The organism is Photorhabdus laumondii subsp. laumondii (genome assembly GCF_003343245.1).
Taxonomy (GTDB): Bacteria; Pseudomonadota; Gammaproteobacteria; order Enterobacterales; family Enterobacteriaceae; genus Photorhabdus; species Photorhabdus laumondii.
Map to the genome: position 1 here is coordinate 5536428 of NZ_CP024901.1, position 24189 is coordinate 5560616.

The following is a 24189-nucleotide window of genomic DNA, read 5'->3' on the forward strand; positions in this document are numbered from 1 at the left end:
GGTCACTCCTTTACTACTGCCTGAAATGCATTTTCCAAATCAGCGATTAAATCCTGACTATCTTCAATACCCACAGAAACACGCAATAGTGAATCCGTAATCCCCGCTTCCGCCCTTGCCTGTGCTGACATTCCAGCGTGAGTCATGGTAGCCGTATGAGAAATTAAGGTTTCCACACCGCCCAGTGATTCCGCCAAAGTAAATAACTTCAACTCAGACAGAAAACGGCGTATCGCCTGTTCACCACCATCGAACTCAAAGCTTATCATTGCGCCAAAACCAAATTGTTGCTTACAAGCAATTTCATGCCCAGGATGATCTTTCAAAGCAGGATAAAAAAGTTTTTTCACTAACGGTTGCTGTTGAAGATAATTGACGAGTTCCAATGCATTCTTTTGCTGTAACAGGACCCGTGGCGATAAAGTGCGCATGCCACGCAACAGCAGGTAGCTATCAAACGCCGCACCGGTTACACCAATATTATTCGCCCACCAAGCGAGCTCCGTTGCAACCTCTTCATCCTTTGCAATAATAGCTCCGGCAATCACATCAGAATGTCCATTAAGATATTTAGTACAGGAATGCACAACCAGATCTGCCCCCAACGCCAAAGGCTTCTGTAGTACAGGACTCAGGAAAGTGTTATCAACAATGACTGTCGCACCTACCTCATGGGAAAGCTGGCATATATGAGCAATATCGACAATACGCAATAAAGGATTACTGGGTGTTTCAATCAATACCAACTTTGGTTTTTTGGACAAGACTTGCTTTAATGCCTGTTCATCACTCTGATCGACAAAGGCCACTTCATAAGCACCGCGTTTAGTCTGGCTGTCAAATAAACGGTAACTGCCACCATAACAGTCATGAGGCGCAACCAACAGATCGCCAGGTTGAAGGAAAACCATGCATAACAGGTGAATAGCTGACATTCCACTGCTGGTCATGATAGCACCCGCTCCCCCCTCCAGCTCAGCTAATGCCTGTTGCACCATATCGCGGCCCGGATTACTCCTGCGGGAATAATCATGTGTCCTTGGCTGATTAAAATCAGTAAAGTTATATGTGCTGGAAAGATATATAGGCGGAACAACACAACCATACTGTTCATCATTATTCAGCCCATTGCGAACTGCTATTGTTGCCGGCTTGCGTGTCATATCAGCTACCACTATCTGTCATAAATTAAGTCAGAGAAGAATATCCGCTACCAAAGTAGACGTCAACACATCTAGACATCTAAACCTCTTTACGGTTAGATTAGACAATGGGATAATTATTCATCATAACTAATGCTGCTTTATTTATTAGTAGCCATTAGTTTATCGCATATACTATAACTGTATAATTGATAAGGAAATCACGATAAAATGGCAATATGTCACAACGAAAGCTGGTGCTGTTATCTGGCTTAATTTTATGATTTTACGACTATTTAAGGTACCCCATGGCTGAGTGGAACGGTGAATATGTCAGCCCTTATGCTGAACATGGCAAAAAAAGCGAACAAGTGAAGAAAATCACAGTCTCAATTCCGTTGAAAGTGTTGAGAATCCTCACTGATGAACGCACTCGTCGCCAGGTCAATAACCTGCGTCATGCAACTAATAGTGAATTGTTGTGTGAAGCATTCCTGCATGCATTTACTGGGCAGCCGCTGCCCGATGATGCTGATTTACGTAAAGAGCGTAATGATGAAATCCCAGAGGAAGCCAAAAAAATCATGCGGGAATTAGGTATTGATCCTGATACTTGGGAATATTGATAGTAGCGAAAAAACTCCTGTAAAAATTCAGGGGTTTTTTATATGGCTACAATGCAAAACGCCCGATGTAAAACACCGGGCGTTAGTATCAGTTGGCCTGTTATTACAGACAGGCGCAATTCTGCAATTACTTGCTGACACCTGGAACGTTGAAACGTTTCTTGAAGCGATCAACACGACCACCAGTAGCAACATCACGTTGTTTACCCGTATAGAATGGGTGGCATTGGCCGCATACGTCCAGGTTCAGAGCGTGACCAGCGGTAGATCTGACTTGTATTACACTACCGCAAGAGCAGGTTGCAGTAATTTCTTCATATTTAGGATGAATACCTTTTTTCATGGGATAACCTCTGTTAAGGCCGTGTCGCTATCCAGCCCTGTTGCCGCCAGACACCACACGTCGTGTTGATAAAATGAGTTTGGTATCTTCCGTACCAAAGGCGGCGGATCATACAGAATATCTACCTATCTCGCAATGAAATCCGTATATTGTCTATGATACCCTATAGCCAATTTTTACTTTATTTATTGATCGTTCGGAATAATTTTATGGCTGTTGTTCAGGTTGCTTTACCTGTCCCTCTTACCCGCTCTTTTGACTATCTGCTACCCGCAGAGAGTCAATTACCCGTTGTAGGAGTGCGGGTAATCGTCCCTTTTGGCAAACGTAAAGCGATTGGTATCGTCACTGGGATAACTGACCACAGTGATATTCCGATAGAACAACTGAAAACCATAGAATCCATTCTCGATACTCACTCCTTATTTCCAGAAAATCTTTGGCAATTATTGCTCTGGGCATCCGACTATTACCATTACCCCATCGGTGAAGTCCTGTTCCATGCATTACCGGTGCTGCTTCGTCAGGGAAAACCCGCGGAATCAACTCCACTATGGCAATGGCAAGTCACGCCAACAGGCGCTGAATTACCGCTGGCGCAACTGAAACGCTCGCCAAAACAGCAGCAAGTACTGGCAACCCTGCGCCGTAAAGCAATATATCGCCATCAGATTACAGAACTGGAACTGAGCGAAAGTGCTTTCCAATCGCTCAAAAAGAAGTCACTTATCGGTTTATACCCTGTGCAACCTGAATCTGAGAACTGGCAAAATCACTTCCAAATCACCGGCGAACGCCTGAAATTGAATACCGAACAAGCCACAGCAGTTGGTGCTATCCGTGCAGAAGACCAGCAATTCTCTCCCTGGTTACTGGCGGGCATCACCGGATCAGGTAAAACAGAAGTTTATCTCAGTGTGTTGGAAAATATTCTGGAACAAGGTAAACAAGCGCTGATACTTGTACCGGAAATTGGCCTGACACCACAGACCATCCGTCGCTTCCGTGAACGTTTCAACGCACCGGTTGATGTTCTTCATTCAGCCCTGAATGACAGTGAACGTCTCGCTGTATGGCTACGAGCGCGACAAGGTGAGAACGCAATTGTCATCGGTACACGCTCAGCCCTATTTACCCCTTTCGCCTGCCTTGGCATTATCATTATTGATGAAGAACATGACAGCTCTTATAAGCAACAGGAGGGCTGGCGTTATCATGCCCGCGATTTAGCGGTATTCAGAGCAAAAAAAGAGAATATCCCAGTGATAATGGGCTCTGCGACTCCAGCACTGGAAACACTTTACAATGTGCAACAAGGCAAATACCGCCCGCTAACATTGTCCAAACGGGCAGGTTATGCTCAGCCAGCGACTCAGCATCTGTTGGACTTAAAAGGCTTACCACTCAAAATCGGGTTATCTCAACCACTAATAAAACGTATTGAAGAACATCTACAAGCCAATAATCAGGTCATACTTTTCCTTAACCGCCGCGGTTACTCACCTGCCCTACTCTGCCATGAATGTGGCTGGATTGCAGAATGCCAACGCTGTGACCATTATTACACGCTGCATCAATACCATCGCCAGTTACGTTGCCATCATTGTGATAGCCTGCGCCCCGTTCCCCGTCAGTGCCCGCAATGCGGTTCTACTCATCTTCAACCTGTTGGCCTTGGCACAGAACAGCTTGAAGACGGTATTTCAGCCCTATTCCCTAATGTACCCGTTACCCGCATTGACAGGGATACCACCAGCCGCAAAGGAACACTAGAACAACAACTGGCTGACATTCATGCCGGAAATGCCCGTATACTGATTGGCACCCAAATGCTGGCAAAAGGTCACCATTTTCCTGATGTCACACTGGTCGCGTTACTCGATGTTGATGGTGCCTTGTTTTCAGCAGATTTTCGGGCAGCAGAACGTTTCGCACAACTTTATACACAGGTTTCTGGTCGGGCTGGTCGGGCTGGTAAACGAGGAGAAGTGGTTCTTCAGACTCATCATCCTGACCATCCATTACTGCAAATTTTGCTCAATAAAGGCTACGATGCTTTCGCTATTCAAGCTATGGATGAACGCAAAAGTGTATTTTTGCCGCCATTTACCAGCCATATTATCTTGCGGTCAGAAGATCACGATAATCAGCAAGCACCTGCTTTTTTACAACAACTACGCCTACTTTTTGAACACCACCCTTTGCGAGATGATAACTTATGGATCATGGGCCCGGTTCCTGCATTACAGTCAAAAAGAAGTGGTCGTTATCGTTGGCAACTATTAATTCAACATCCATCCAGAACTGTTTTACAAAAAATCATGGCACTGGTTTATCCACAGATAACAGCCTTACCGCAAACCCGAAAAGTGAAATGGAATATCGATGTTGATCCAACAGACAGTTAGTAATTAATCGCCTCTATTTTAAAACACATAACCTGAGCAGATTAAACATACTCTTATTTACTATTTAAAAAATCACACCCGACAATCCGTAATCAATGAAAAATTACTCACTAATTTGCGAGCCATATCGAATAAATGATTTATATCACACTTTTTTACAAACTAAGGAATAAATGAATTTGCCAAACTGTTTAGAATGATCTCTTAATAACATTGTCATAACCTTAAACCGCATGTCGTTACTTTCCTTAAAGTCACTGACGGTTTCCCGGCAACCAGAAAATGACAATCATTTAACTAATCAGTCAGGAAATGAGGAGTGAGTTTTGGAGCAGAAAAAGAATGGCACCTCCGCAACAATGAAAGATGTCGCTGAAGTGGCTGGCGTTTCTACCGCAACAGTATCGAGAACACTCATGAATCCAGAAAAGGTTTCTTCCCAGACCCGACAAAAAGTGGAACAAGCTGTACTGGCTGTGGGTTATTATCCAAATAATTTATCCCGTAATCTTAAACGCGGTGAGTCAAAAACTATTTTAGTGATAGTGCCAAATATCAGCGATCCCTTTTTCACTGATGTGATTTGCGGCATTGAGGAGACAGCGGAACAACATGGCTATCTGGTTTTAATCGGTGATTGCCAACATCAGCAAAAACAGGAACACGCGTTTCTCAACCTGATTGCCACCAAACAAATTGATGGTCTGTTACTACTGGGTTCGAATATCCCGTTTGATGCCAGCAAAGAAGAACAAAAAAACCTGCCACCAATGGTAATGGCAAACGAATTTTCACCAGAGCTAGAGCTGCCGACTATTCACATTGATAACCTGACCGCGGCATTCAATGCGACTCATTATCTACAAACATTGGGGCATAAACGCATTGCCTGCCTCTCCGGCCCGGAAAATATACCGATTTGCCGCTATCGCCGTCAGGGATATATCCAAGCATTGCGTCGCTCTGGTGGGACAATTCGTGAAGATTATATTGTCCAAGGTAACTTTACCCATGAAAGCGGGGCAAAGCTGACTGAACAGTTGCTCTCTCTGCTGGATCCTCCTACAGCCATCTTCTGCCACAGCGATGTCATGGCGATTGGCGTAATGTGGCAGGCTAAAAGAATGGGCTTAAAAATACCGGAAGATTTATCAATCATTGGTTTTGATAACTTAAGTCTCGCCATGTACAGCGATCCGCCGTTGACAACCGTTGGACAGCCCAGTTATCAAATTGGTCACAAGGCCATGTTACTGTTGCTAGATCAAATCCAGGGTCACACAACTTCTGGCGGGTCTCAGTTACTGGAATCGGAATTAATTATTCGGCAAAGCACCTGTTCGCCTAAAAGCTAGTCAAATAACCGCAGGTTAAGTAACATATCGTTTATTTTCTTTTACTTAAATTACTCAGCGAATTAGACAGTGGCACAACGAGATTATGTGAGTCGCGGGCGTTCAAACACCCGCCGTAAAAATACCGATAAGAAAAAATACCAAGCCCAAGGGCTGCCAAAAGCAACGCTGGCCGTCGCGGTAGCCTTAGTCGCTATCTTTATTGGTGGCCTTTACTTTATTACCCACAATAAACAGAAAAGCGAACCAGAAATACTGCCAAAACATTCTCAACAAAACAATGGGTTACCGCCAAAACCAGAAGAACGCTGGCGCTATATCAAAGAATTGGAAAATCGCCCCGTTGGCGTTGAGACACCACGTGATCCCTCATCCGGGGGGCAAATCAATTCACAAACCCAGTTGACCGCCGAGCAACGGCAGTTACTTGAACAAATGCAGGCGGATATGCGCCAACCGACGACTTCGCTGCCAGAAGTGCCATACAATGGCGTTCAAGTGCCGCGTTCACAAGTAATCATCAAGCCATCAGCGGAGACACAAAAACCGCTGGAAGCAAGACCACAACCCCAGCCTCAACAAACGTTACCACAACAACCAATGCAGACTCAGCCAGTTCAGCCACAAACTCTACCACCGGCTGAAACCAGTAAACCTAAGCCCGTAGAAAAGGCACAGCGTATGATTTTACAATGTGGTTCATTCCGCAATATGGATCAAGCTGAATCAGTACGTGCCAATCTGGCATTTGCGGGTATTGAAAGCCAGATCACAACGGGAGACGGCTGGCATCGTGTTGTTCTTGGTCCCTACAGTAAAAACACCGCAGAAAAAATGCGGGAACGTCTGAAAGGCGCTGGCGTATCAGGTTGCATTCTCCGTGTTACAGGGGGTTGAAAAATGATAATTCTCCCCCATCTATACTGCTAACACCGTGCACACGGTATTTTCGATAGCCGTATACCCTGTCGAAAGTACCGTGCGTCACATTTATCTATTTTTGTAACCAAGGGCTTACTCGTGACTACAATCGTAAGTGTTCGCCGTAATGGCCAAGTCGTAATCGGTGGTGATGGACAGGCAACGATGGGTAATACCGTCATGAAAGGCAATGTCCGTAAAGTTCGCCGCCTCTATAATGACAAAGTAATCGCGGGTTTTGCCGGCGGTACAGCAGACGCTTTTACTCTGTTTGAACTGTTTGAACGTAAACTTGAAATGCACCAAGGGCATCTGACCAAAGCAGCGGTTGAACTTGCTAAAGACTGGCGCACTGATCGCATGTTACGCAAACTGGAAGCTCTGCTGGCAGTCGCAGATGAAAATACCTCCCTAATCATTACAGGTAACGGCGATGTCATTCAGCCAGAAAATGACCTAATTGCCATTGGTTCCGGTGGCCCATTCGCCCAATCTGCCGCACGGGCAATGCTGGAGAATACCGATCTCGGCGCCAGACAAATTGCAGAGAAAGCGTTAACCATTGCCGGTGATATCTGCATTTATACCAACCATAATCACAACTTCGAAGAACTTCCTTCAAAAGCGTAAGGGTAGATAGTATGTCTGAAATGACTCCACGCGAAATTGTCAGCGAACTTGACAAACACATTATTGGTCAGGATAAAGCGAAACGCGCTGTAGCTATCGCACTCCGTAACCGCTGGCGTCGTATGCAGCTAGATGAAACGCTGCGCTACGAAGTAACGCCTAAAAATATCCTAATGATTGGCCCGACTGGGGTAGGTAAAACCGAAATCGCCCGTCGCCTGGCAAAACTGGCAAATGCGCCGTTTATCAAAGTCGAAGCGACCAAATTCACCGAAGTTGGCTATGTTGGTAAAGAAGTCGACTCTATCATCCGTGATCTGACCGATGCCGCGGTTAAAATGGTCCGCCTGCAATCCATCGAACAAAACCGTTATCGAGCAGAAGAACTGGCAGAAGAGCGTATTCTGGATGTCTTGATCCCACCAGCAAAAAATAACTGGGGACAAACGGAGACACAAGTTGAGCCATCAGCCGCACGCCAGGCATTCCGTAAGAAACTACGTGAAGGTCAACTTGATGATAAAGAAATCGAAATTGATGTTGCTACCACACCTGTGGGCGTCGAGATCATGGCACCTCCGGGTATGGAAGAGATGACAAATCAGTTGCAATCTATGTTCCAGAACCTTGCCGGTCAGAAACACAAATCTCGTAAGCTAAAAATCAAAGATGCTTTCAAGCTACTGATCGAAGAAGAAGCCTCTAAACTGGTTAACCCGGAAGAATTAAAACAACAGGCTATTGATTCCGTTGAACAACACGGCATTGTCTTCATTGATGAAATCGACAAAATCTGCAAACGAGGTCAGACTTCAGGCCCTGATGTTTCCCGTGAAGGTGTTCAGCGTGACCTGTTACCATTGGTGGAAGGTTGTACGGTATCCACTAAACACGGCATGGTAAAAACAGACCACATCCTGTTTATCGCCTCAGGTGCATTCCAGGTTGCCAGTCCTTCCGATCTGATCCCTGAATTACAAGGGCGTCTGCCGATCCGAGTGGAGTTACAGGCACTCACTACAAAAGATTTTGAGCGTATTCTGACTGAACCGAGTGCATCCCTGACGGAACAGTACAAAGCATTGATGGAAACGGAAGGTATGATCATCAGTTTCACGGATGATGGCATTAGCAAAATTGCAGAATCCGCATGGCAGGTAAATGAATCAACCGAAAATATCGGGGCCCGTCGCCTACATACTGTGCTTGAGCGGCTGATAGAAGATATCTCTTTCGAAGCCAGCGAACGTCGTGGTCAATCAGTTGATATTGATGCCGACTATGTTAAAAAGCATCTAGATGAATTGGTTGCAGATGAAGATCTGAGCCGCTTTATCCTATAATCGGTATATACGATTTCTGATCCGCTATAATTAATGATGGGAGGCTTGCCTCCCATTCGTTTTTTATAAGCCTACAGGAGTAAGTGAACGCAGAAATGAACTCATCAACTTCTATCAGTCAAACTCAAGCATGGCTGGAAAGTTTGCGTCCTAAAACGCTACCACTCGCCCTTGCTGCCATTATTACTGGCTCAGCCCTTGCTGCCTGGACAGGGCATTTCAAGCTACCGGTTGCCTTACTGGCTCTATTAACAGCAGCCATATTGCAAATCCTGTCCAATCTCGCCAATGATTACGGTGATGTTATCAAAGGCAGTGATACTGAAAAGCGTATCGGGCCACTACGTGGTATGCAAAAAGGCATTATTACCCCCTCACAGATGAAAAAAGCGCTGAAGATTATTGTCCTGCTAACTTGCCTGTCTGGTAGCGCCTTGATTGCTGTTGCCTGTGAAGAACCTAGCGATATATTCGGTTTTTTGGCACTTGGCCTGCTAGCAATTATTGCCGCAATTACCTATACAGTCGGTGCAAAACCTTATGGCTATATGGGACTTGGCGATATTTCAGTACTGATTTTCTTTGGCTGGTTAAGTGTTGCCGGTACTTATTATCTTCAAGCAGGTTTTTTTGACTCAGTTGTCATACTCCCGGCGACAGCCTGTGGTCTTCTCTCTGCTGCTGTTTTAAATATCAATAACCTGCGTGATATTGAAGATGACAGACGGCATGGCAAAAACACCCTAGCTGTCCGTCTCGGCCCTAAAAAAGCCCGTTATTATCACGGATGTTTAATAATTACAGCAATACTCTGCTTGGTATTATTCACCATACAAAACCCGTCTGGCTGGTCAAGCTGGTTGTTCCTGCTCGCTCTGCCTTGGTTGTTCAAACATATGTGGTATGTACTTAATGAACCCACACCAGAGGGAATGCGGCCAATGCTGGGACAGATGGTTAAGGCGGCATTATTGACTAATATTCTATTTTCAGTTGGTCTTATTTTTAATTAGACAGTATTTGCGCTGTTTTTCCGAAGGTGTTGTAACTTAATCATTCTGGGTACCTGTTAACAATATCAATTTAATAATTGATGATTTTGCTAACATTGGCCTGAAAGGGATATACTTACCGTTCCATACCTTAACCAGACGTAAATCCTATGAAATATGATACTTCCGAGCTTTGTGACATCTATCAAGAAGAAGTAAATGTGGTAGAGCCTATGTTCTCCAATTTTGGCGGGCGTACTTCATTTGGTGGTCAAATCATCACGGTTAAATGCTTTGAAGACAACGGGCTACTTTACGACCTGCTTGAAGACAACGGTCATGGACGCATTTTACTGGTAGATGGTGGTGGTTCTGTACGCCAAGCATTAATTAACGCTGAGCTGGCACAACTCGCTGTGCAAAATGGATGGGAGGGCATTGTTGTTTACGGTGCTGTACGTCAGGTTGACCAATTAGCAGAGTTCGACCTCGGCATTCAAGCTATAGCCGCTATTCCGGCTGGCTGTCGTGATGAAGGAACCGGCGCAAGCGATATCCGGGTGAATTTTGGTGGTGTCACCTTCTTCTCTGGCGATTATTTGTATGCCGATAACACCGGTATCATTTTGTCTGAAGAACCGTTGGAACTTGATGACAACGAAGAAGATGAGATCATCTGATGATATAAAACTAAGGGCGATTTTTCAGATCGCCCTTCTTTTGTCTGCTGGAAATTTCAATTACTGAACATCTTCCATTTTGCCTAACAAGGCACGCAAACGTTCTTGCCATACTTGTTGCTCTTGTTTTAATTGCTCATTTTCATGAGCCAGAGACTCACGGCCGCTGGTTGCATTCTGAATTTCCTGAGACAAAGATCGATTTTTTTCTTTTAATTCTTCAATTTCCATTTGTAGCAGGGTAATAGTATCAATCGCCTGCTGAACCTTGGCTTCCAGCTTTTCAAAAACTTCAAATGACATTCTCGGTTCCCCCTTGTAAGCAATTGTCTGATTGTATGTAGCCAAAGCGCCCCTGTCTAGCAACATCCCCAACACATGAAAAATAACTACCAAATAAAAAGCTCAATAGTGTCTCACACTTTAATTTTTAGCAAAATAGCGGATAAATGCGGATTCGCTCATTTTGTTGACACAACACACACATTTCAATTTCGCTATTTCTCGTTTCCGCGCATTAACGATAAATTTACATAATCCCCTTTTCAATTTCTGAAAGGTGACAATAATAATTACGCCTCTAAAATCTTCTTTGTAGGATAGAACATATGAGCCAAACCACTAGCACGACATTAACCGGACAATGTATCTCTGAGTTTCTTGGTACCGCACTATTGGTTTTCCTTGGAGTAGGCTGTGTTGCCGCAGCACGTATTGCCGGCGCACAATTAGGCTTATGGGAAATCAGTATTATTTGGGGTATGAGCGTTGCGTTGGCTGTTTATCTCACCGCAGGTGTTTCCGGTGCTCACCTTAACCCGGCAGTGACGATTGCCCTATGGTTGTTTGCCCGCTTTGATGGCAAAAAGGTTATCCCTTTCATTATTGCCCAAATGATTGGTGGCTTCATCGCTGCCGCTCTCATTTACATGATGTACTACAGCGTATTCCTTGATTACGAACAGGTACACAATATCGTTCGTGGTACGCCAGAAAGCCTGTTTACCGCAGGTGTATTCTCTACTTACCCAATGGCGTCACTGTCCATTTCTCAGGCTTTTATGATAGAAGTTATCATTGCCGCCATTCTGCTCTGTTTGATTCTGTCGCTGACTGACGATGGCAATGGTATTCCCCGCGGTCCTCTGGCCCCGTTACTGATTGGTATTGTGATTGCCGTTATCGGCGGTGCATTTGGCCCATTAACCGGTTTCGCGCTGAACCCAGCCCGTGACTTTGGTCCCAAATTAATTGCTTATCTGGCCGGTTGGGGAGATATTGCCCTGACGGGTGGGCGTGAAATCCCTTACTGTCTGGTTACTCTGACCGCCCCCATTATCGGCGGTATTGTGGGAGCATTTGGCTACCGCAAACTTATTGGTCGCAATTTACCATCTGATGTTCACAAGACTGAAGATCAGAAGAAAAAGAAAGCCTAAAGTAGAGCATTACCAGAACAGGTTATTATCATGACAACAGAAAATATGATTGAGAAAAAGTATATTGTCGCCCTTGATCAGGGAACCACCAGTTCCCGAGCAATAATTCTTGATCACGACGCCAATATTATCTCAATTTCCCAAAGAGAGTTTACGCAAATTTATCCTAAACCGGGTTGGGTAGAACACGATCCAATGGAAATCTGGGCAACCCAAAGCTCAACGCTGGTAGAAGTATTGGCGAAAGCGGATATTAGTTCTGATCAGATTGCCGGTATTGGTATTACCAACCAACGTGAAACAACGATTATTTGGGAAAAAGAGACCGGTAAACCTATCTACAATGCCATCGTTTGGCAATGTCGCCGTACCGCGGACGCGTGTACTAAACTAAAACAAAAAGAGGGATTGGAAGAATATATTCGCCAGAATACAGGGCTGGTAGTAGACCCTTATTTCTCCGGCACCAAAGTAAAATGGATCTTAGATAACGTCGCAGGTGCCCGTGAACGGGCTGAAAAAGGTGAGCTCCTATTCGGTACTGTGGATACTTGGCTGGTATGGAAAATGACTCAAGGCCGAGTCCACGTTACCGATTTCACAAACGCCTCCCGAACGATGCTGTTCAATATTCACAATCTGGAGTGGGATCAGCATATTCTTGATGAATTACAAATCCCTCGTTCCCTACTGCCTAGCGTTCATTCATCTTCTGAGATTTATGGTCAGACCAACATCGGCGGTAAAGGCGGCACTCGGATCCCTATCTCAGGTATCGCAGGTGATCAACAAGCTGCTCTATATGGTCAACTTTGTGTCCAACCGGGTATGGCGAAAAACACCTACGGGACAGGCTGTTTCCTGCTGATGAACACGGGTACAGATGCCGTACGCTCCAATCACGGCCTACTGACAACCATTGCCTGTGGTCCTCGCGGCGAAGTGAACTATGCGCTTGAAGGTGCGGTTTTCGTTGGTGGTGCCTCTATTCAGTGGTTGCGTGATGAACTGAAACTTATTGCAGATGCGGCTGACTCCGAATATTTTGCCACTAAAGTTAAAAATAGTAACGGCGTGTATGTGGTCCCTGCTTTTACCGGCCTTGGTGCCCCCTATTGGGACCCCTACGCCCGAGGGTCAATTTTCGGCCTAACCCGCGGTACCAACAGTAATCACATCATTCGTGCGACGCTGGAATCTATCGCCTATCAGACCCGTGATGTACTGGATGCTATGCAAGCTGATGCAGGCACCCGGCTGCAAGCACTACGGGTAGATGGCGGAGCCGTTGCCAATAACTTCCTGATGCAATTCCAATCAGATATTCTTGGCACCCGGGTAGAACGCCCTGTGGTGCGTGAAAGCACAGCATTGGGCGCAGCATTCCTCGCAGGATTGGCAGTTGGCTACTGGAAAGACCTGGATGAAGTGAAAAGTAAAGCCACCATTGAGAAAGAATTCCGTCCGGGTATTGAAACCACCGAGCGTAATTACAAATACAATGGCTGGAAAAAAGCAGTTGCCCGTGCGCAGGATTGGGAAGATAAAGGCTAACGCATTCTAATATAAAGAAAGGGTGAAATTACCACCCTTTCTTTACTATACCCAATGGATTTCAAGATGCATCGCGACGGCAAGGGAGCGAATCTCCGGGAGCATAGATAATGATGTGACCGGGGTGAGTGAGTGCAGCCAACAAAGCAAGATCAAAACTGACGTAAAGAACATCAGCATTCCTGTACCAAAGAAAAAAATAGTGCACAATTTTATTTTTAGAAAAAATTACAGTCAATTACGCCATATCTGGCAACAAATATGTACATATAAACCAAGCATTAATAAACTAATGGTTAATTTTTCTATGACACAGAATCGATAATGGTATTTATCTCTATAGGACTAAAATAGCGACGTAAAAACGAACTGTTCGGAGATTTCTTTCGGGATAGGAGATAAGTTCCAATGGCAAACTGGGTTACAGGAAAAGTTACACAAGTTATTCACTGGACGAATACCTTATTCAGCATCAGGATACATGCACCGGTTGAAAAATTTACTGCGGGCCAGTTTGCAAAACTGGCGATGGAAATAGATGATGAACGGGTACAACGGGCCTACTCTTATGTTAATGCCCCGATAGATAATAATCTTGAATTCTACTTAGTGACGGTTCCTGAAGGCAAACTCAGCCCACAATTAGCAGCTCTGCAACCGGGTGATGATCTCTTAGTAACAGAACAAGCCGCAGGCTTTTTTATTCTTGATGAAATACCTGATTGTGAAACATTATGGATGCTTTCAACAGGGACCGCCATTGGCCCTTATCTGTCAATCCTCCAGCAAGGAGATCATCTGGATAGATTCAAAAACATCGTATTGGTGCATGCCGTCAGACTAACACAAGATTTAAGCTATCTGCCCTTAATGCAGCAATTAGTTGAACGTCTCAATGGCAAGTTACGAATTCAGACTATCGTCAGCCGTGAACAAAACCTCGGCTCATTGACTGGCCGTATCCCGACATTGATCGAGAATGGCGAACTTGAGTCCGCTGTCGGACTTACGATGAGCAGTGACAACAGCCATATTATGTTATGTGGTAACCCTCAAATGGTGAAAGATACCCAGCAACTGCTAAAAGAGCAGCGTGGAATGGCAAAACACTTACGCCGCAAACCGGGGCATATCACCAGTGAACAATATTGGTAATTTCAATCATCTTTGACAGAAATAAAATCCACTTTCTCTGTCGCCTCACCAAATCGGTTTGGCCCATCCGTACCACGGAATACACCGCAATCAAGCACCATCATTACAATGATCAATGTGGGGATAAAACGGCCGATCCCCCATTGCCAGAACGGAGCCAGGCCACCCCAGTCAACAGCAACCAACAACCCTGCCAGTAATAAAAGCAGCGACCAACCTCCCCGCTTATTTCGATCATGCAGACGCTTAACCATCATTGCCGCTACGGGATACATCACCAAGACAAGTGCAAAAACAGCATAGTGCATGGTCAAAGAACTCATACCCTGAATAGTCAAGATAACAAACATCAAGGCCAGGCAAACACCAATGCCAATCCAGAATTCACGCCGCCCAATTCGTCCTTTGAATGAAAAACCCCATTGTTGTAATGTCATCTATTCTTTTCCAATCGTGTATTCTGTTTTCCAGCGCAGTTTAACCTAAGCGAGCGGCAACATGAAAATGGACGTTAATAAATTTCTAGCCATAATATTAGCGGCAAGCAGTGTCGGTTTGCCATTGGTAGCCAATGCTGATAAATCCACAACCACAGAACCCACAGTACAAGCGACCTATCTTCTGCCTAATGCCCCCTCTTTCGATGAAACTATCCCGCGATTTCGCGAAAAATATAATCGCTGCAACCCGACATTGCCACTACGCGAATATCGGGTAATCATAAGTAAAAACATTTATCCGCCACTGACACGAGCTGCCAGCAAAATCAATGAAAAACTCTATTCTTCCGCCGTACTTGAGCGAGGAAGCGAAAAAATCAAAAGCCTGCAACTGACATTACTACCATCAGAAAATACCGCTGAAACTCAGCAAAACCAAATGCTGGCAGAGCAGTACATGACCGCCCTAATGCGCCACTTTAACCCAACGCTTTCACAGGAACAAAGCAAAGAGAATATTGATAACTTACTCATAAACAGCAAAAAATCGCCATTTTACAGCCACAACATCGGCGCTATTCGCTATATTGTAGTAAATAGTAGTGAAAAAACGCTTACTTTCGCTATTGAACCGATTAAGCTATGGTTATTTGAACCCGATAACTAATCAAACTTAGCAATAAAAAAAAGCTATTGTTGGCAATGATCACTATACTGTGGAGCGCCGAACTACCGAATCAATCTTAAGAATGAATTTCATTCAACTCACTACTTAAACATTCTCTGATTGGAGGAAAAAACATGCGACATCCATTAGTTATGGGTAACTGGAAATTGAATGGCAGCACCCATATGGTTAACGAACTCATCACTGGCCTGCGTCAAGAATTAAGCAGTGTTACCGGCTGTGACGTCGCTATCGCGCCACCAGCGCTTTATCTCTCTCAGGCTAAACAAGCACTGGCTGGCAGCCGCATTGCTCTAGGTGCACAGGACGTTGACGTTAACCTGTCTGGTGCATTTACCGGTGAAACTTCCGCCACAATGTTGAAAGACATTGGCGCAGAATACATTATTATCGGCCACTCTGAACGCCGTACTTACCACCAAGAAAGTGACGAATTCATTGCGAAAAAATTTGCCATTCTTAAACAACAAGGTCTAATCCCTGTTTTGTGCATCGGCGAAACTGAACAGGAAAATGAAGCCGGCCAAACTGAAAGTGTATGTGCAAGGCAAATTGATGCAGTTCTGAACACATTGGGAGTAGCAGCCTTCCAAGGTGCGGTCATCGCTTACGAACCTGTTTGGGCAATTGGTACAGGCAAATCAGCAACACCGGCACAAGCTCAAGCTGTGCATAAATTCATCCGTGATCATATTGCGCAGAAAGATGCAGCAATCGCACAACAAATCATTATCCAGTACGGTGGCTCTGTGAACGCAGATAATGCCGCTGAGCTATTCTCTCAGCCAGACATTGACGGTGCATTAGTCGGCGGTGCATCTCTAAAAGCTAACGCTTTCGCTGTTATCGTAAAAGCCGCAGCCGCTGCGAAAAAAGCCTAATTCATATTTCAACGATAATTGACCGCCGTACATCTACGGCGGTTACTCATTTTTATCGCTGAATAATCTCATCGAACACACCGCCAGTCGCAAAATGCACTTTTTGAGCTTCACCCCAACCGCCGAATATCTTATCGACAGTAAATAATTCCAACGCAGGAAAAGAAGAGCGGTACTTATCGGCAACCACTTTATCACGTGGTCGATAATAGTTTTTAGCCGCTATCTCCTGCCCAACGGGTGAGTAAAGGTATTGCAGATATTCTGTTGCTAACTCACGGCTATGACGTTTATCAACAACCTTATCAACAACAGAAACCGTCGGCTCAGCCAGAATTGAAAGACTAGGTGTCACAATTTCAAATTTATCTTTATCAAGCGCATTAATCGCTAATAATGCCTCATTCTCCCAGGCAATTAATACATCACCGATGCCACGCTCGACAAAAGTGCTGGTCGCTCCTCTTGCGCCAGAATCGAGCACTTCAACATTCTGGTAAAGGGCTTTAACAAATGCTTTCGCTTTGTCCTGTTCCTGATTGTTATGAATCAACCCATAACCCCATGCAGCCAGATAATTCCAGCGTGCACCGCCCGATGTTTTTGGATTAGGTGTCACAACAGATACTCCTGGACGAACTAAATCTGACCAGTCTTTAATTTGCTTTGGATTACCTTTCCGCACTAAAAAAACAATAGTTGAAGTATAGGGAGCAGAATTCTCTGGCAAACGCTTAATCCATGCTTTCGCTATCCGGCCACGTTCCGCAATGGCATCCACATCATAGGCCAAAGCCAGTGTCACCACATCCGCCTCAAGGCCGTTGATAACAGAAGTTGCCTGTTTACCCGAACCACCATGAGATTGCCGGATTATCACTTTATCCCCTGTCTTCTGCTGCCAATAATCGCTAAAAGCCCGATTATACTGCTGATATAACTCACGGGTTGGATCATAGGAAACATTAAGAAGTTGAAGATCTTTTGCCCAGACGCTGCTATTGGTAATCAATAGTAACGCCAATGCCACACGCCATCTGACTTTCATTTGAATCTCTCCACAAGCTGTTTTAACTGTTATGAAATTCAAGGCTGACAGAAAGCGTTATCACTCAGAAATAATTAAAAGCATTTATTTATATGTGAAAGGAATATCTAAAGATAAATTACAGCCTCCAACGAGGCTGCAACAGATTTAGATTTGCCAGTATTGACGTGATCAATACAACTTTTTCGCGGTTTCCAACCAATCCTGTTTAAACACACGTTTCATATTTTGCACTGCATCAATGATGTCATGATGAACAAGTTTCTCGTTCTGAATACCAACACAACGACCACCATAACCTTCCAACAGTAATTGAATGGAATATGCCCCCATACGGGAAGCCAGAATACGATCATAGGCAACTGGGGAACCACCACGCTGAACATGGCCTAAGACTGTGGCACGGGTTTCATGATGCGTCTCTTTTTCGATATGTTTCGCAAGTTCATAAACATCACAAACATGTTCGGTAATTGCAACGATGGCGTGGCGTTTGCCTTTATCGATACCCGCTTTAATTTCAGCTACGAGCTCATCACAACTAAATGAGACTTCCGGTAAAACAATAAACTCACAACCGCCTGCAATAGCGGCTGACAAAGTGAGATCACCACAATAACGTCCCATTACTTCAACAATGGAAATACGTTTGTGGGAAGTCGAGGTATCACGCAGACGGTCAATCGCTTCAACCACAGTTTCCAGCGCAGTGAAATAGCCGATGGTATAGTCGGTACCCGCCACATCATTATCAATAGTGCCCGGCAGGCCAATGCAGGGGAAACCCGCTTCTGTCAGTTTTTTCGCGCCAAGATAGGAACCGTCACCGCCGATAACGACCAGAGCATCAAGACCATTTTTTCTCATGTTCTCAATAGCGACAGTACGAACCTTCTCATCCCTGAACTCAGGGAAACGGGCTGAACCTAGAAAAGTACCACCACGGTTAATCATGTCGGATACACTAAAACGGTCAAGTTTCTTCATACGGTTTTCATACAAGCCAAGATAGCCATCATAAATACCGAAAACTTCCAACCCTTCGGTTAATCCCGCACGAACCACACCACGAATAGCTGCATTCATACCCGGCGCATCACCGCCACTCGTTAAGACACCGATTCTTTTGATCTCATTGCTCATGATGACCTCTGACTTGTAGATGTAATTAATTGCAAACCCGCTAACGGCGGACTCCGTATGCGATCACTTTGCCTGAGAAATCTGCCTTTTTAACCTGTTACCATCCGACGTACTGAAACAATCAAGCTGAATTGATTCAACTTTTCATATAATACGGTAAAAACCAAGTCTGTATTAACAATAAGTCCCTTTTTTGAGATCAAGTTAGCTAAAAAACCATTTAATATCCCCGCTCACACTGGACAAGGGGTTACGTTTTAGATCGGTAATACTCGCCACTGTATTTGTTAAGATTTGATATGCCATACACCACCTCATACAATTATATAATTCAACATTAGATCATTTAAGAGCACCCTTAAATGATCTTTTATTTAATCTTTATGTATAAAAATAACGTGTCAGATGGAAAAAGACTGGGGCGGCAAAACATAACGAATCGATCCTATCTAACATGCCACCATGACCTTCAATCATTTCACCGAAATCTTTAATGCCACTATCACGTTTTATCGCCGACATACACAAGCCACCAATAAAGCCCATCAGCGTAATCGCTAATGACATCAAACCTGCCTCCCACGGAGAAAATGGCGTTACCCAATAAAGTGACATTCCTAATAACACTGAAACCAAAATGCCACCAACAAAACCTTCAACTGTTTTATTCGGACTCAATTTAGGCACAATAGGATGTTTACCAAATAATTTACCAAACACATATTGCAAGACATCTGACATCTGCACCACAATCATTAAAAACAACAATAATTCGACATTCTCCCCTTCATAACCAGGAATATCTAACATCAATAAAGCGGGGGCATGGCTAATACAGAATACAGCAACTAACATTCCCCACTGTATTTTAGCTGTCCGTTCCAGAAAGTTCGTTGTATCCCCTGCTAATGCAATACGAGCAGGTAAAAACAGGAACACATAAACAGGAATGAAAATAGAAAACACGCCATACCACTCAATACCAACGGCAATGTATTGCAATGGCATGAAAATAAAGAAACACCAGAACATCGCCTCATGGTCACTTCGTCGTGTTGGTGTCAAAGTGAAAAATTCCCGTAAAGCGAAAAATGACATACTCGCAAATAATAACACTGAACCAATTGGCCCAATAATCACCGACAACACACAAATAATACACATCCCCCACCAGCCACGGATGCGGGCATTCAGATTATCGATTGTCGCATTACTGTTATCCATTGAATATTTGGAGGAGAGTATTGCACCAACAATACTGGCAATAATTAACGGCACGAACATTCCCCCCAACAACAGGATTAGTTTATTATTAAGCATAGTCATAATATTAACGCCTCCAATGCCTGACGAGCTCTCTGTAAAAAGTCAGCTTTTTCCTCTTTTGCACCTAACTTTTCCAAAGGTTGCCCAAATGTTGCCGAGCAAATAACAGGAACAACAAGTGCCGAGCCTTTTGGCAAAACCTTGTTTAAATTTTCCAGATAAACTGGAATAAGCTCAATATCAGGATATTTCTTCGCTAAATAATATAGCCCCCCTTTAAACTTATTAATTTGCTCCCCACTCCCTCGCGTTCCTTCCGGGAACAAAATTAAAGATTCGCCTCGTTTTAATACATCCTCCATTGGTGTCAGGGTATTTCCCTTTAAACAATCTTCTCCTTTACGATCAATAAGCACAGCCCGAAAAACTTTATTAATAAAATATCTGCGCAGATAAGTTTTACTCCAATAATCACGCGCAGCAACTGGATGCACCCGAGAACGTAACACCCGAGGAAACCCAGCCCAAATAACTAACCCATCCAGATGACTGCTATGATTAGCATAATAAATTCGGGAAACTACCGATGGCTTACACCCAATCCAACGAATTCTCACTCCTGTTAACAAACGGCAAAGCCCAGACAGAAACGAACCCATACCTTTACTTACCAGTGTCACTTCTTGTGGTTTATTCATTACAAGCATCCTTCTCCTGTAATTCATTCAATATGACTCTGGTTCGCCGAATACATGTCCAGAGACAACCCAACGTGATAACGACTAATACCGCCAATAAAAGATACTGGCTCCATAACTGAGGTAAAAAAGCGGCAACAATTGAACTAACGGTAATTAATGCCATCCGATGCTGTTTCGCCATCGGCCCCAGGAAACGCTGAGGTAAACCACAAGTCCCACCTAACAAGCGAATATAAGCAGTCAAAACAGCGAATAATGCAGCAATACAGCCAAGAGAAATCGCAAATGGAAAAAGTGTTAAACCATACCCCACCCCAATCAGAATAAAAGAATCAGCAATACGATCAGGAAGATCATTAAAAACAGTACCGGCAGCCGTCTTCAATCCCCCTTCAACAGCAACCATGCCATCCAATAAATTACACATTAGTCGGCCTTGAATAAGCAAGGCACCAATAATCAATAAAATTGAAGTCAACCAAAAAGACTCGACTAAAAAACACACGGCAAAACACACGCCAGCGAATACAGCAAAAACAACGCTGGCAACAGATATGCCATTTGGTGTCGCCCCTTTATATTGCAACCACTTAGCCATCTTACTGGCCCACACGGCATTGCGTGTTTTGATCGGACGCCGATCTTTTACCTCGTTACCAGACATACCTTTTCCCTTTTTGAGCACAAATGAACAATCAAATCTACTTAAGTTAAATGAAATAAGATAAACAGGATTGGTTAGAATAACAACAATAAAAAAACCTGCCGATAGGAGGAGCGAGAAACGGAGGTGACATCAATCTCTCCTTGTTGATTAATTTGAAATAACAGAATTTATTTCAACAAGTGCCCACTCATTGACCACTAGAAGGCAGAGGGAAAGACAGAGATAGCGTTCGTTTTCACAACACAACACTATGTAATAAAAGGATTTATTTAAAGGAATGCTCAACTTTTTGGGTATAGTTCAATTGGGACTTATCAATTCAGAGCGTCATAAAAAATCTTAATCAAAATTAACTATCACTACAACAAGTACACTAATCTCCCGATCTTACAACTGCCTTTAAATTGCATTACATACAAAATTACCTCTTGATCTATATTACCCTAAAGGCTAATATTTGCTGTGAAATGGGAGATTAACCATGATAGAAATTTTTTTCCATCCATCCGCAAACTCTGAAATAGATGGATTATCAGAAGAATTACAAGGTAAGTTTTATGCGTTGATAGACACTTTATCTGATAAACCGCATGATTTACGAGAACCACACTGCAAACTACTTGAAAAAAGAAACAAAATTTTTGAATTAAGAACAAGTAACGGAGACAACATAGCACGGGGTACATGGTGCTACGGGGAAGAAAAGAACACTATTTACATGCTTAGTTTCTTTATTAAAAAATCACAAAAAACAGACGTAAGAGACAAACAAACAGCTATAAATAGAAAAAAAGACATGATTAAAATGCATAAAAGAGAGGATCTAAGATGAGTAAAGTAATGACTTTCCGCGAAAAATTGGAAGCAAAGAAAAGAGAGAAAAACCCTGAATTTATCAAAGCATTTGAAGAAACAAAACAGACTTTAGACCTACATATTCAACTGCAAGAGGAAATGAGATCATGGAGAGAACAGGCGGGGTTAACAAGTGCACAAGTAGCCGAAAGAATGGGAGTTAAGCCTCCCACAATTTCAAGACTTGAAAAAAACGCAGATAGGGCAAGCATTGAGAGAATTTTAAAATATGCTAGCGTTTGTGGAATAAAAGAAATCAAACTTACTATTGCATCGTAAAAAGCCACCTCTAAATGAGGTAATGCTGCTCAGTTAAGGTTTGAACTACTACATGGGTGAACAGCTTGACCGGTTCGTACAGCACATGATTGAAAGTGGCCGTTATGGAAATGCCAGTGAAGTTATACGTTCGGCGCTGCGTTTGCTGGAGCAACAAGAAGCTTACGCCCTTTGCGGGAGAAATTTTTTAACAAAGCCCTCATGGGGAATAATCATACAAAATACGCGGTCTGATGCCGAGCTGACCTTGTGCCGCAAGCAGCGCCTGCATTCCCGTTTTTTTGCCCTCGTCGGTAACGCCGCCAATGATATTCGACGTGGTTTCTGCTTCAGTTTTCCCCTGAGCCACACGCACAACAACAGTCACGGGTTTGGACTGGTCGGCAATCGCTCGCAGAGCATGGAACAATGTGCCCGTTTTACCGGCCTTACTACTGGCAGTCAGAACATCGGTTAACAAGACTGGCATGTTTAAGGAAAAAGGTTTGGTGTCAGCATCATCCGCTGTGCAGACTAGCCCGACAATAGCGGTGCTGACAGTGGTAATAGTGCGCGTGCCCTCGTTGATTTCCTGCACGCAGACACCATGATGATAATCTTGTGCCATAGCGAAAGACTCCCGTAATGATGATTTCGCCATGGTGATCACTGTGACAATAAAATTCAGTTGATTGGGTAAGTATCAGGGATAGCACAAAGTGGAGGATATAAAAAGAGTATTAGAGATGTTCATCCTTGAGTAATCAAAAGACTCATGCCGCGCACGATAAATGAAGCGACAATTCTTGTAACTTTGCACAGAATTGTATAAAATTTTATACAATCAGGTAAGGAAGGAAAACTATGACGAAAATCAGGAGCGGTACAGGGAAAGAAATTGCCTGGATTGGCTCTTCTTATTGAAGATTTGTTAGCCTTCCCTACAGATGCACGTAAAGACGCAGGCTATCAGCTTCATAGAATACAGCATGGAATAGATCCTGAAGATTGGAAACCCTTTTCTGACATCGGTTCTGGCGTAAAAGAAATACGGCTAAGAGACAATACAGGTATTTATCGTATTATGTATGTTGCTAAATTCGATGAAGCTATTTATGTATTGCATAGTTTTCAGAAAAAAACTCAACAAACGAGTAAACATGATAAGGATATCGCTAAAGTACGATACAACGCAGTTATCCAGCAACGGAGAAATATCAAATGACCACTAAAATTGACACTGAAATTCGTAGGGTAACTCCAGCCGGACATAATATATTTTCTGAGTTAGGTTTTACTGAGCAAGAGGCTCAGCAACTTCATGCAACCTCTTTACGAGAAATAGAAAATACATTGCAAATCAAAGAACAGCTAATGGAAGAAATTACTTTATGGATTGCAGATAAAAAAATGAAACAAACTGAAGTAGCAACGGTGTTGCACATTTCTCGTCCAAGAGTATCTGACGTTGTGAATAAAAAGGTAAATAAATTCACCATTGACGCATTAGTTAATATGTTAACCCGTATAGGAAAACCTGTTCAAATTACGGTAGGCTAAGACCCACATATAAAGGTGTTAGAGCAATTCAAAACAAGAGGCACCTAGAATGGGTGCCTCTTGGCATTTCACAAGATTCAACCTTTCGGTTCAA

The 24189-nt window shown here is 43.7% G+C and carries 26 protein-coding genes and 2 pseudogenes; 18 read left to right on the forward strand and 10 right to left on the reverse strand.

Translation table 11 applies throughout. The annotated features are described in order from the left end of the window. Window positions 1-2: 2 nt before the first annotated feature. Window positions 3-1163 (reverse strand): cystathionine gamma-synthase, encoded by a 1161-nt coding sequence (gene metB / locus PluTT01m_RS24490; protein ID WP_041380429.1) that lies wholly within the window; start codon window positions 1161-1163, stop codon window positions 3-5. Window positions 1164-1450: 287 nt separating this feature from the next. Between metB and metJ the strand changes: the two genes are divergently transcribed. Next, a complete protein-coding gene (metJ, locus tag PluTT01m_RS24495; RefSeq protein WP_011148822.1) occupies window positions 1451-1768 on the forward strand; it encodes a met regulon transcriptional regulator MetJ in 318 nt (105 codons plus the stop codon). Window positions 1769-1895: 127 nt separating this feature from the next. On the opposite strand, the gene rpmE is transcribed toward metJ, so the two are convergent. Continuing rightward, window positions 1896-2111, reverse strand: a complete 216-nt coding sequence (rpmE, locus tag PluTT01m_RS24500; RefSeq protein WP_011148823.1) for a 50S ribosomal protein L31 — start codon at window positions 2109-2111, stop codon at window positions 1896-1898. A gap of 209 nt (window positions 2112-2320) precedes the next feature. On the opposite strand from rpmE, the gene priA reads away from it, so the two are divergent. From priA to rraA, 7 genes are all read left to right on the forward strand, one after another. Beyond that, window positions 2321-4519 carry a primosomal protein N' gene (gene priA, locus PluTT01m_RS24505; RefSeq protein WP_041380430.1) on the forward strand — a complete coding sequence of 733 codons (2199 nt, stop codon included), beginning with the start codon at window positions 2321-2323 and terminating at the stop codon, window positions 4517-4519. 326 nt (window positions 4520-4845) lie between these two features. Further along, a complete protein-coding gene (gene cytR, locus PluTT01m_RS24510; RefSeq protein WP_011148825.1) occupies window positions 4846-5874 on the forward strand; it encodes a DNA-binding transcriptional regulator CytR in 1029 nt (342 codons plus the stop codon). 69 nt (window positions 5875-5943) lie between these two features. After that, window positions 5944-6771, forward strand: a complete 828-nt coding sequence (ftsN, locus tag PluTT01m_RS24515; protein WP_011148826.1) for a cell division protein FtsN — start codon at window positions 5944-5946, stop codon at window positions 6769-6771. A 123-nt stretch (window positions 6772-6894) separates the two neighbouring features. Then, window positions 6895-7425 carry an ATP-dependent protease subunit HslV gene (gene hslV, locus PluTT01m_RS24520; RefSeq protein WP_011148827.1) on the forward strand — a complete coding sequence of 177 codons (531 nt, stop codon included), beginning with the start codon at window positions 6895-6897 and terminating at the stop codon, window positions 7423-7425. 11 nt (window positions 7426-7436) lie between these two features. Continuing rightward, on the forward strand, window positions 7437-8768 hold the full coding sequence (hslU, locus tag PluTT01m_RS24525; protein ID WP_011148828.1) for an ATP-dependent protease ATPase subunit HslU: 1332 nt from the start codon (window positions 7437-7439) through the stop codon (window positions 8766-8768). Window positions 8769-8863: 95 nt separating this feature from the next. Continuing rightward, complete coding sequence (locus tag PluTT01m_RS24530) at window positions 8864-9781, forward strand: 1,4-dihydroxy-2-naphthoate polyprenyltransferase (protein WP_011148829.1); 918 nt, start codon at window positions 8864-8866, stop codon at window positions 9779-9781. Between the two features lie 149 nt (window positions 9782-9930). Continuing rightward, complete coding sequence (rraA, locus tag PluTT01m_RS24535) at window positions 9931-10440, forward strand: ribonuclease E activity regulator RraA (protein ID WP_011148830.1); 510 nt, start codon at window positions 9931-9933, stop codon at window positions 10438-10440. A gap of 60 nt (window positions 10441-10500) precedes the next feature. On the opposite strand, the gene zapB is transcribed toward rraA, so the two are convergent. Next, window positions 10501-10743 carry a septal ring assembly protein ZapB gene (gene zapB / locus PluTT01m_RS24540; RefSeq protein ID WP_011148831.1) on the reverse strand — a complete coding sequence of 81 codons (243 nt, stop codon included), beginning with the start codon at window positions 10741-10743 and terminating at the stop codon, window positions 10501-10503. 305 nt (window positions 10744-11048) lie between these two features. Here zapB and PluTT01m_RS24545 point away from each other — a divergent pair, with 305 nt between their 5' ends. From PluTT01m_RS24545 to fpr, 3 genes are all read left to right on the forward strand, one after another. After that, window positions 11049-11879 (forward strand): MIP/aquaporin family protein, encoded by an 831-nt coding sequence (locus tag PluTT01m_RS24545; RefSeq protein WP_011148832.1) that lies wholly within the window; start codon window positions 11049-11051, stop codon window positions 11877-11879. 30 nt (window positions 11880-11909) lie between these two features. Next, window positions 11910-13433: a glycerol kinase GlpK gene (gene glpK / locus PluTT01m_RS24550; protein ID WP_011148833.1), complete on the forward strand. Its 1524-nt coding sequence runs from the start codon at window positions 11910-11912 to the stop codon at window positions 13431-13433. Window positions 13434-13841: 408 nt separating this feature from the next. Continuing rightward, window positions 13842-14588 (forward strand): ferredoxin--NADP(+) reductase, encoded by a 747-nt coding sequence (fpr, locus tag PluTT01m_RS24555; RefSeq protein WP_011148834.1) that lies wholly within the window; start codon window positions 13842-13844, stop codon window positions 14586-14588. A gap of 2 nt (window positions 14589-14590) precedes the next feature. Here the strand turns inward: fpr and PluTT01m_RS24560 are convergent, their stop codons facing one another. Next, the gene (locus tag PluTT01m_RS24560; protein ID WP_011148835.1) at window positions 14591-15025 is read right to left on the reverse strand and encodes a DUF805 domain-containing protein; all 435 of its coding nucleotides are present in this window, start codon (window positions 15023-15025) and stop codon (window positions 14591-14593) included. Window positions 15026-15092: 67 nt separating this feature from the next. Between PluTT01m_RS24560 and PluTT01m_RS24565 the strand changes: the two genes are divergently transcribed. Further along, on the forward strand, window positions 15093-15695 hold the full coding sequence (locus PluTT01m_RS24565; RefSeq protein ID WP_011148836.1) for a YiiQ family protein: 603 nt from the start codon (window positions 15093-15095) through the stop codon (window positions 15693-15695). 134 nt (window positions 15696-15829) lie between these two features. Then, complete coding sequence (gene tpiA, locus PluTT01m_RS24570) at window positions 15830-16597, forward strand: triose-phosphate isomerase (RefSeq protein WP_011148837.1); 768 nt, start codon at window positions 15830-15832, stop codon at window positions 16595-16597. A gap of 52 nt (window positions 16598-16649) precedes the next feature. Here the strand turns inward: tpiA and PluTT01m_RS24575 are convergent, their stop codons facing one another. From PluTT01m_RS24575 to PluTT01m_RS24600, 5 genes are all read right to left on the reverse strand, one after another. Then, window positions 16650-17645 carry a sulfate ABC transporter substrate-binding protein gene (locus PluTT01m_RS24575; RefSeq protein ID WP_011148838.1) on the reverse strand — a complete coding sequence of 332 codons (996 nt, stop codon included), beginning with the start codon at window positions 17643-17645 and terminating at the stop codon, window positions 16650-16652. A gap of 171 nt (window positions 17646-17816) precedes the next feature. Next, complete coding sequence (pfkA, locus tag PluTT01m_RS24580) at window positions 17817-18788, reverse strand: 6-phosphofructokinase (RefSeq protein WP_011148839.1); 972 nt, start codon at window positions 18786-18788, stop codon at window positions 17817-17819. 381 nt (window positions 18789-19169) lie between these two features. Then, on the reverse strand, window positions 19170-20114 hold the full coding sequence (locus PluTT01m_RS24590) for a phosphatidate cytidylyltransferase (RefSeq protein ID WP_011148840.1): 945 nt from the start codon (window positions 20112-20114) through the stop codon (window positions 19170-19172). Beyond that, complete coding sequence (locus PluTT01m_RS24595) at window positions 20111-20752, reverse strand: lysophospholipid acyltransferase family protein (RefSeq protein WP_011148841.1); 642 nt, start codon at window positions 20750-20752, stop codon at window positions 20111-20113. The genes PluTT01m_RS24590 and PluTT01m_RS24595 overlap by 4 nt, the downstream gene beginning before the upstream one ends. Further along, window positions 20745-21419: a CDP-alcohol phosphatidyltransferase family protein gene (locus tag PluTT01m_RS24600; protein WP_011148842.1), complete on the reverse strand. Its 675-nt coding sequence runs from the start codon at window positions 21417-21419 to the stop codon at window positions 20745-20747. Before PluTT01m_RS24600 ends, PluTT01m_RS24595 begins: the two co-directional genes overlap by 8 nt. 484 nt (window positions 21420-21903) lie before the next feature. On the opposite strand from PluTT01m_RS24600, the gene PluTT01m_RS24605 reads away from it, so the two are divergent. The 3 genes and pseudogenes from PluTT01m_RS24605 to PluTT01m_RS27300 form a co-directional block, all read left to right on the forward strand. Further along, entirely contained in the window at window positions 21904-22254 is a 351-nt protein-coding gene (locus PluTT01m_RS24605; protein ID WP_011148843.1) for a type II toxin-antitoxin system RelE/ParE family toxin, read from the forward strand. Window positions 22255-22262: 8 nt separating this feature from the next. Continuing rightward, window positions 22263-22556, forward strand: coding sequence for a helix-turn-helix domain-containing protein (locus PluTT01m_RS24610; protein WP_011148844.1), 294 nt, complete (start codon window positions 22263-22265; stop codon window positions 22554-22556). A gap of 52 nt (window positions 22557-22608) precedes the next feature. Then, window positions 22609-22740 (forward strand): annotated as a pseudogene (locus PluTT01m_RS27300) (type II toxin-antitoxin system ParD family antitoxin); the annotation flags it as partial. A 33-nt stretch (window positions 22741-22773) separates the two neighbouring features. Here the strand turns inward: PluTT01m_RS27300 and PluTT01m_RS27305 are convergent. After that, a pseudogene (locus PluTT01m_RS27305) lies at window positions 22774-23163 on the reverse strand (phage tail sheath protein); the annotation flags it as partial. A gap of 270 nt (window positions 23164-23433) precedes the next feature. On the opposite strand from PluTT01m_RS27305, the gene PluTT01m_RS24620 reads away from it, so the two are divergent. Beyond that, complete coding sequence (locus tag PluTT01m_RS24620) at window positions 23434-23760, forward strand: type II toxin-antitoxin system RelE/ParE family toxin (protein WP_011148846.1); 327 nt, start codon at window positions 23434-23436, stop codon at window positions 23758-23760. Further along, a complete protein-coding gene (locus PluTT01m_RS24625) occupies window positions 23757-24095 on the forward strand; it encodes a helix-turn-helix domain-containing protein (protein ID WP_011148847.1) in 339 nt (112 codons plus the stop codon). Before PluTT01m_RS24620 ends, PluTT01m_RS24625 begins: the two co-directional genes overlap by 4 nt. The last annotated feature ends 94 nt before the right edge of the window (window positions 24096-24189 follow it).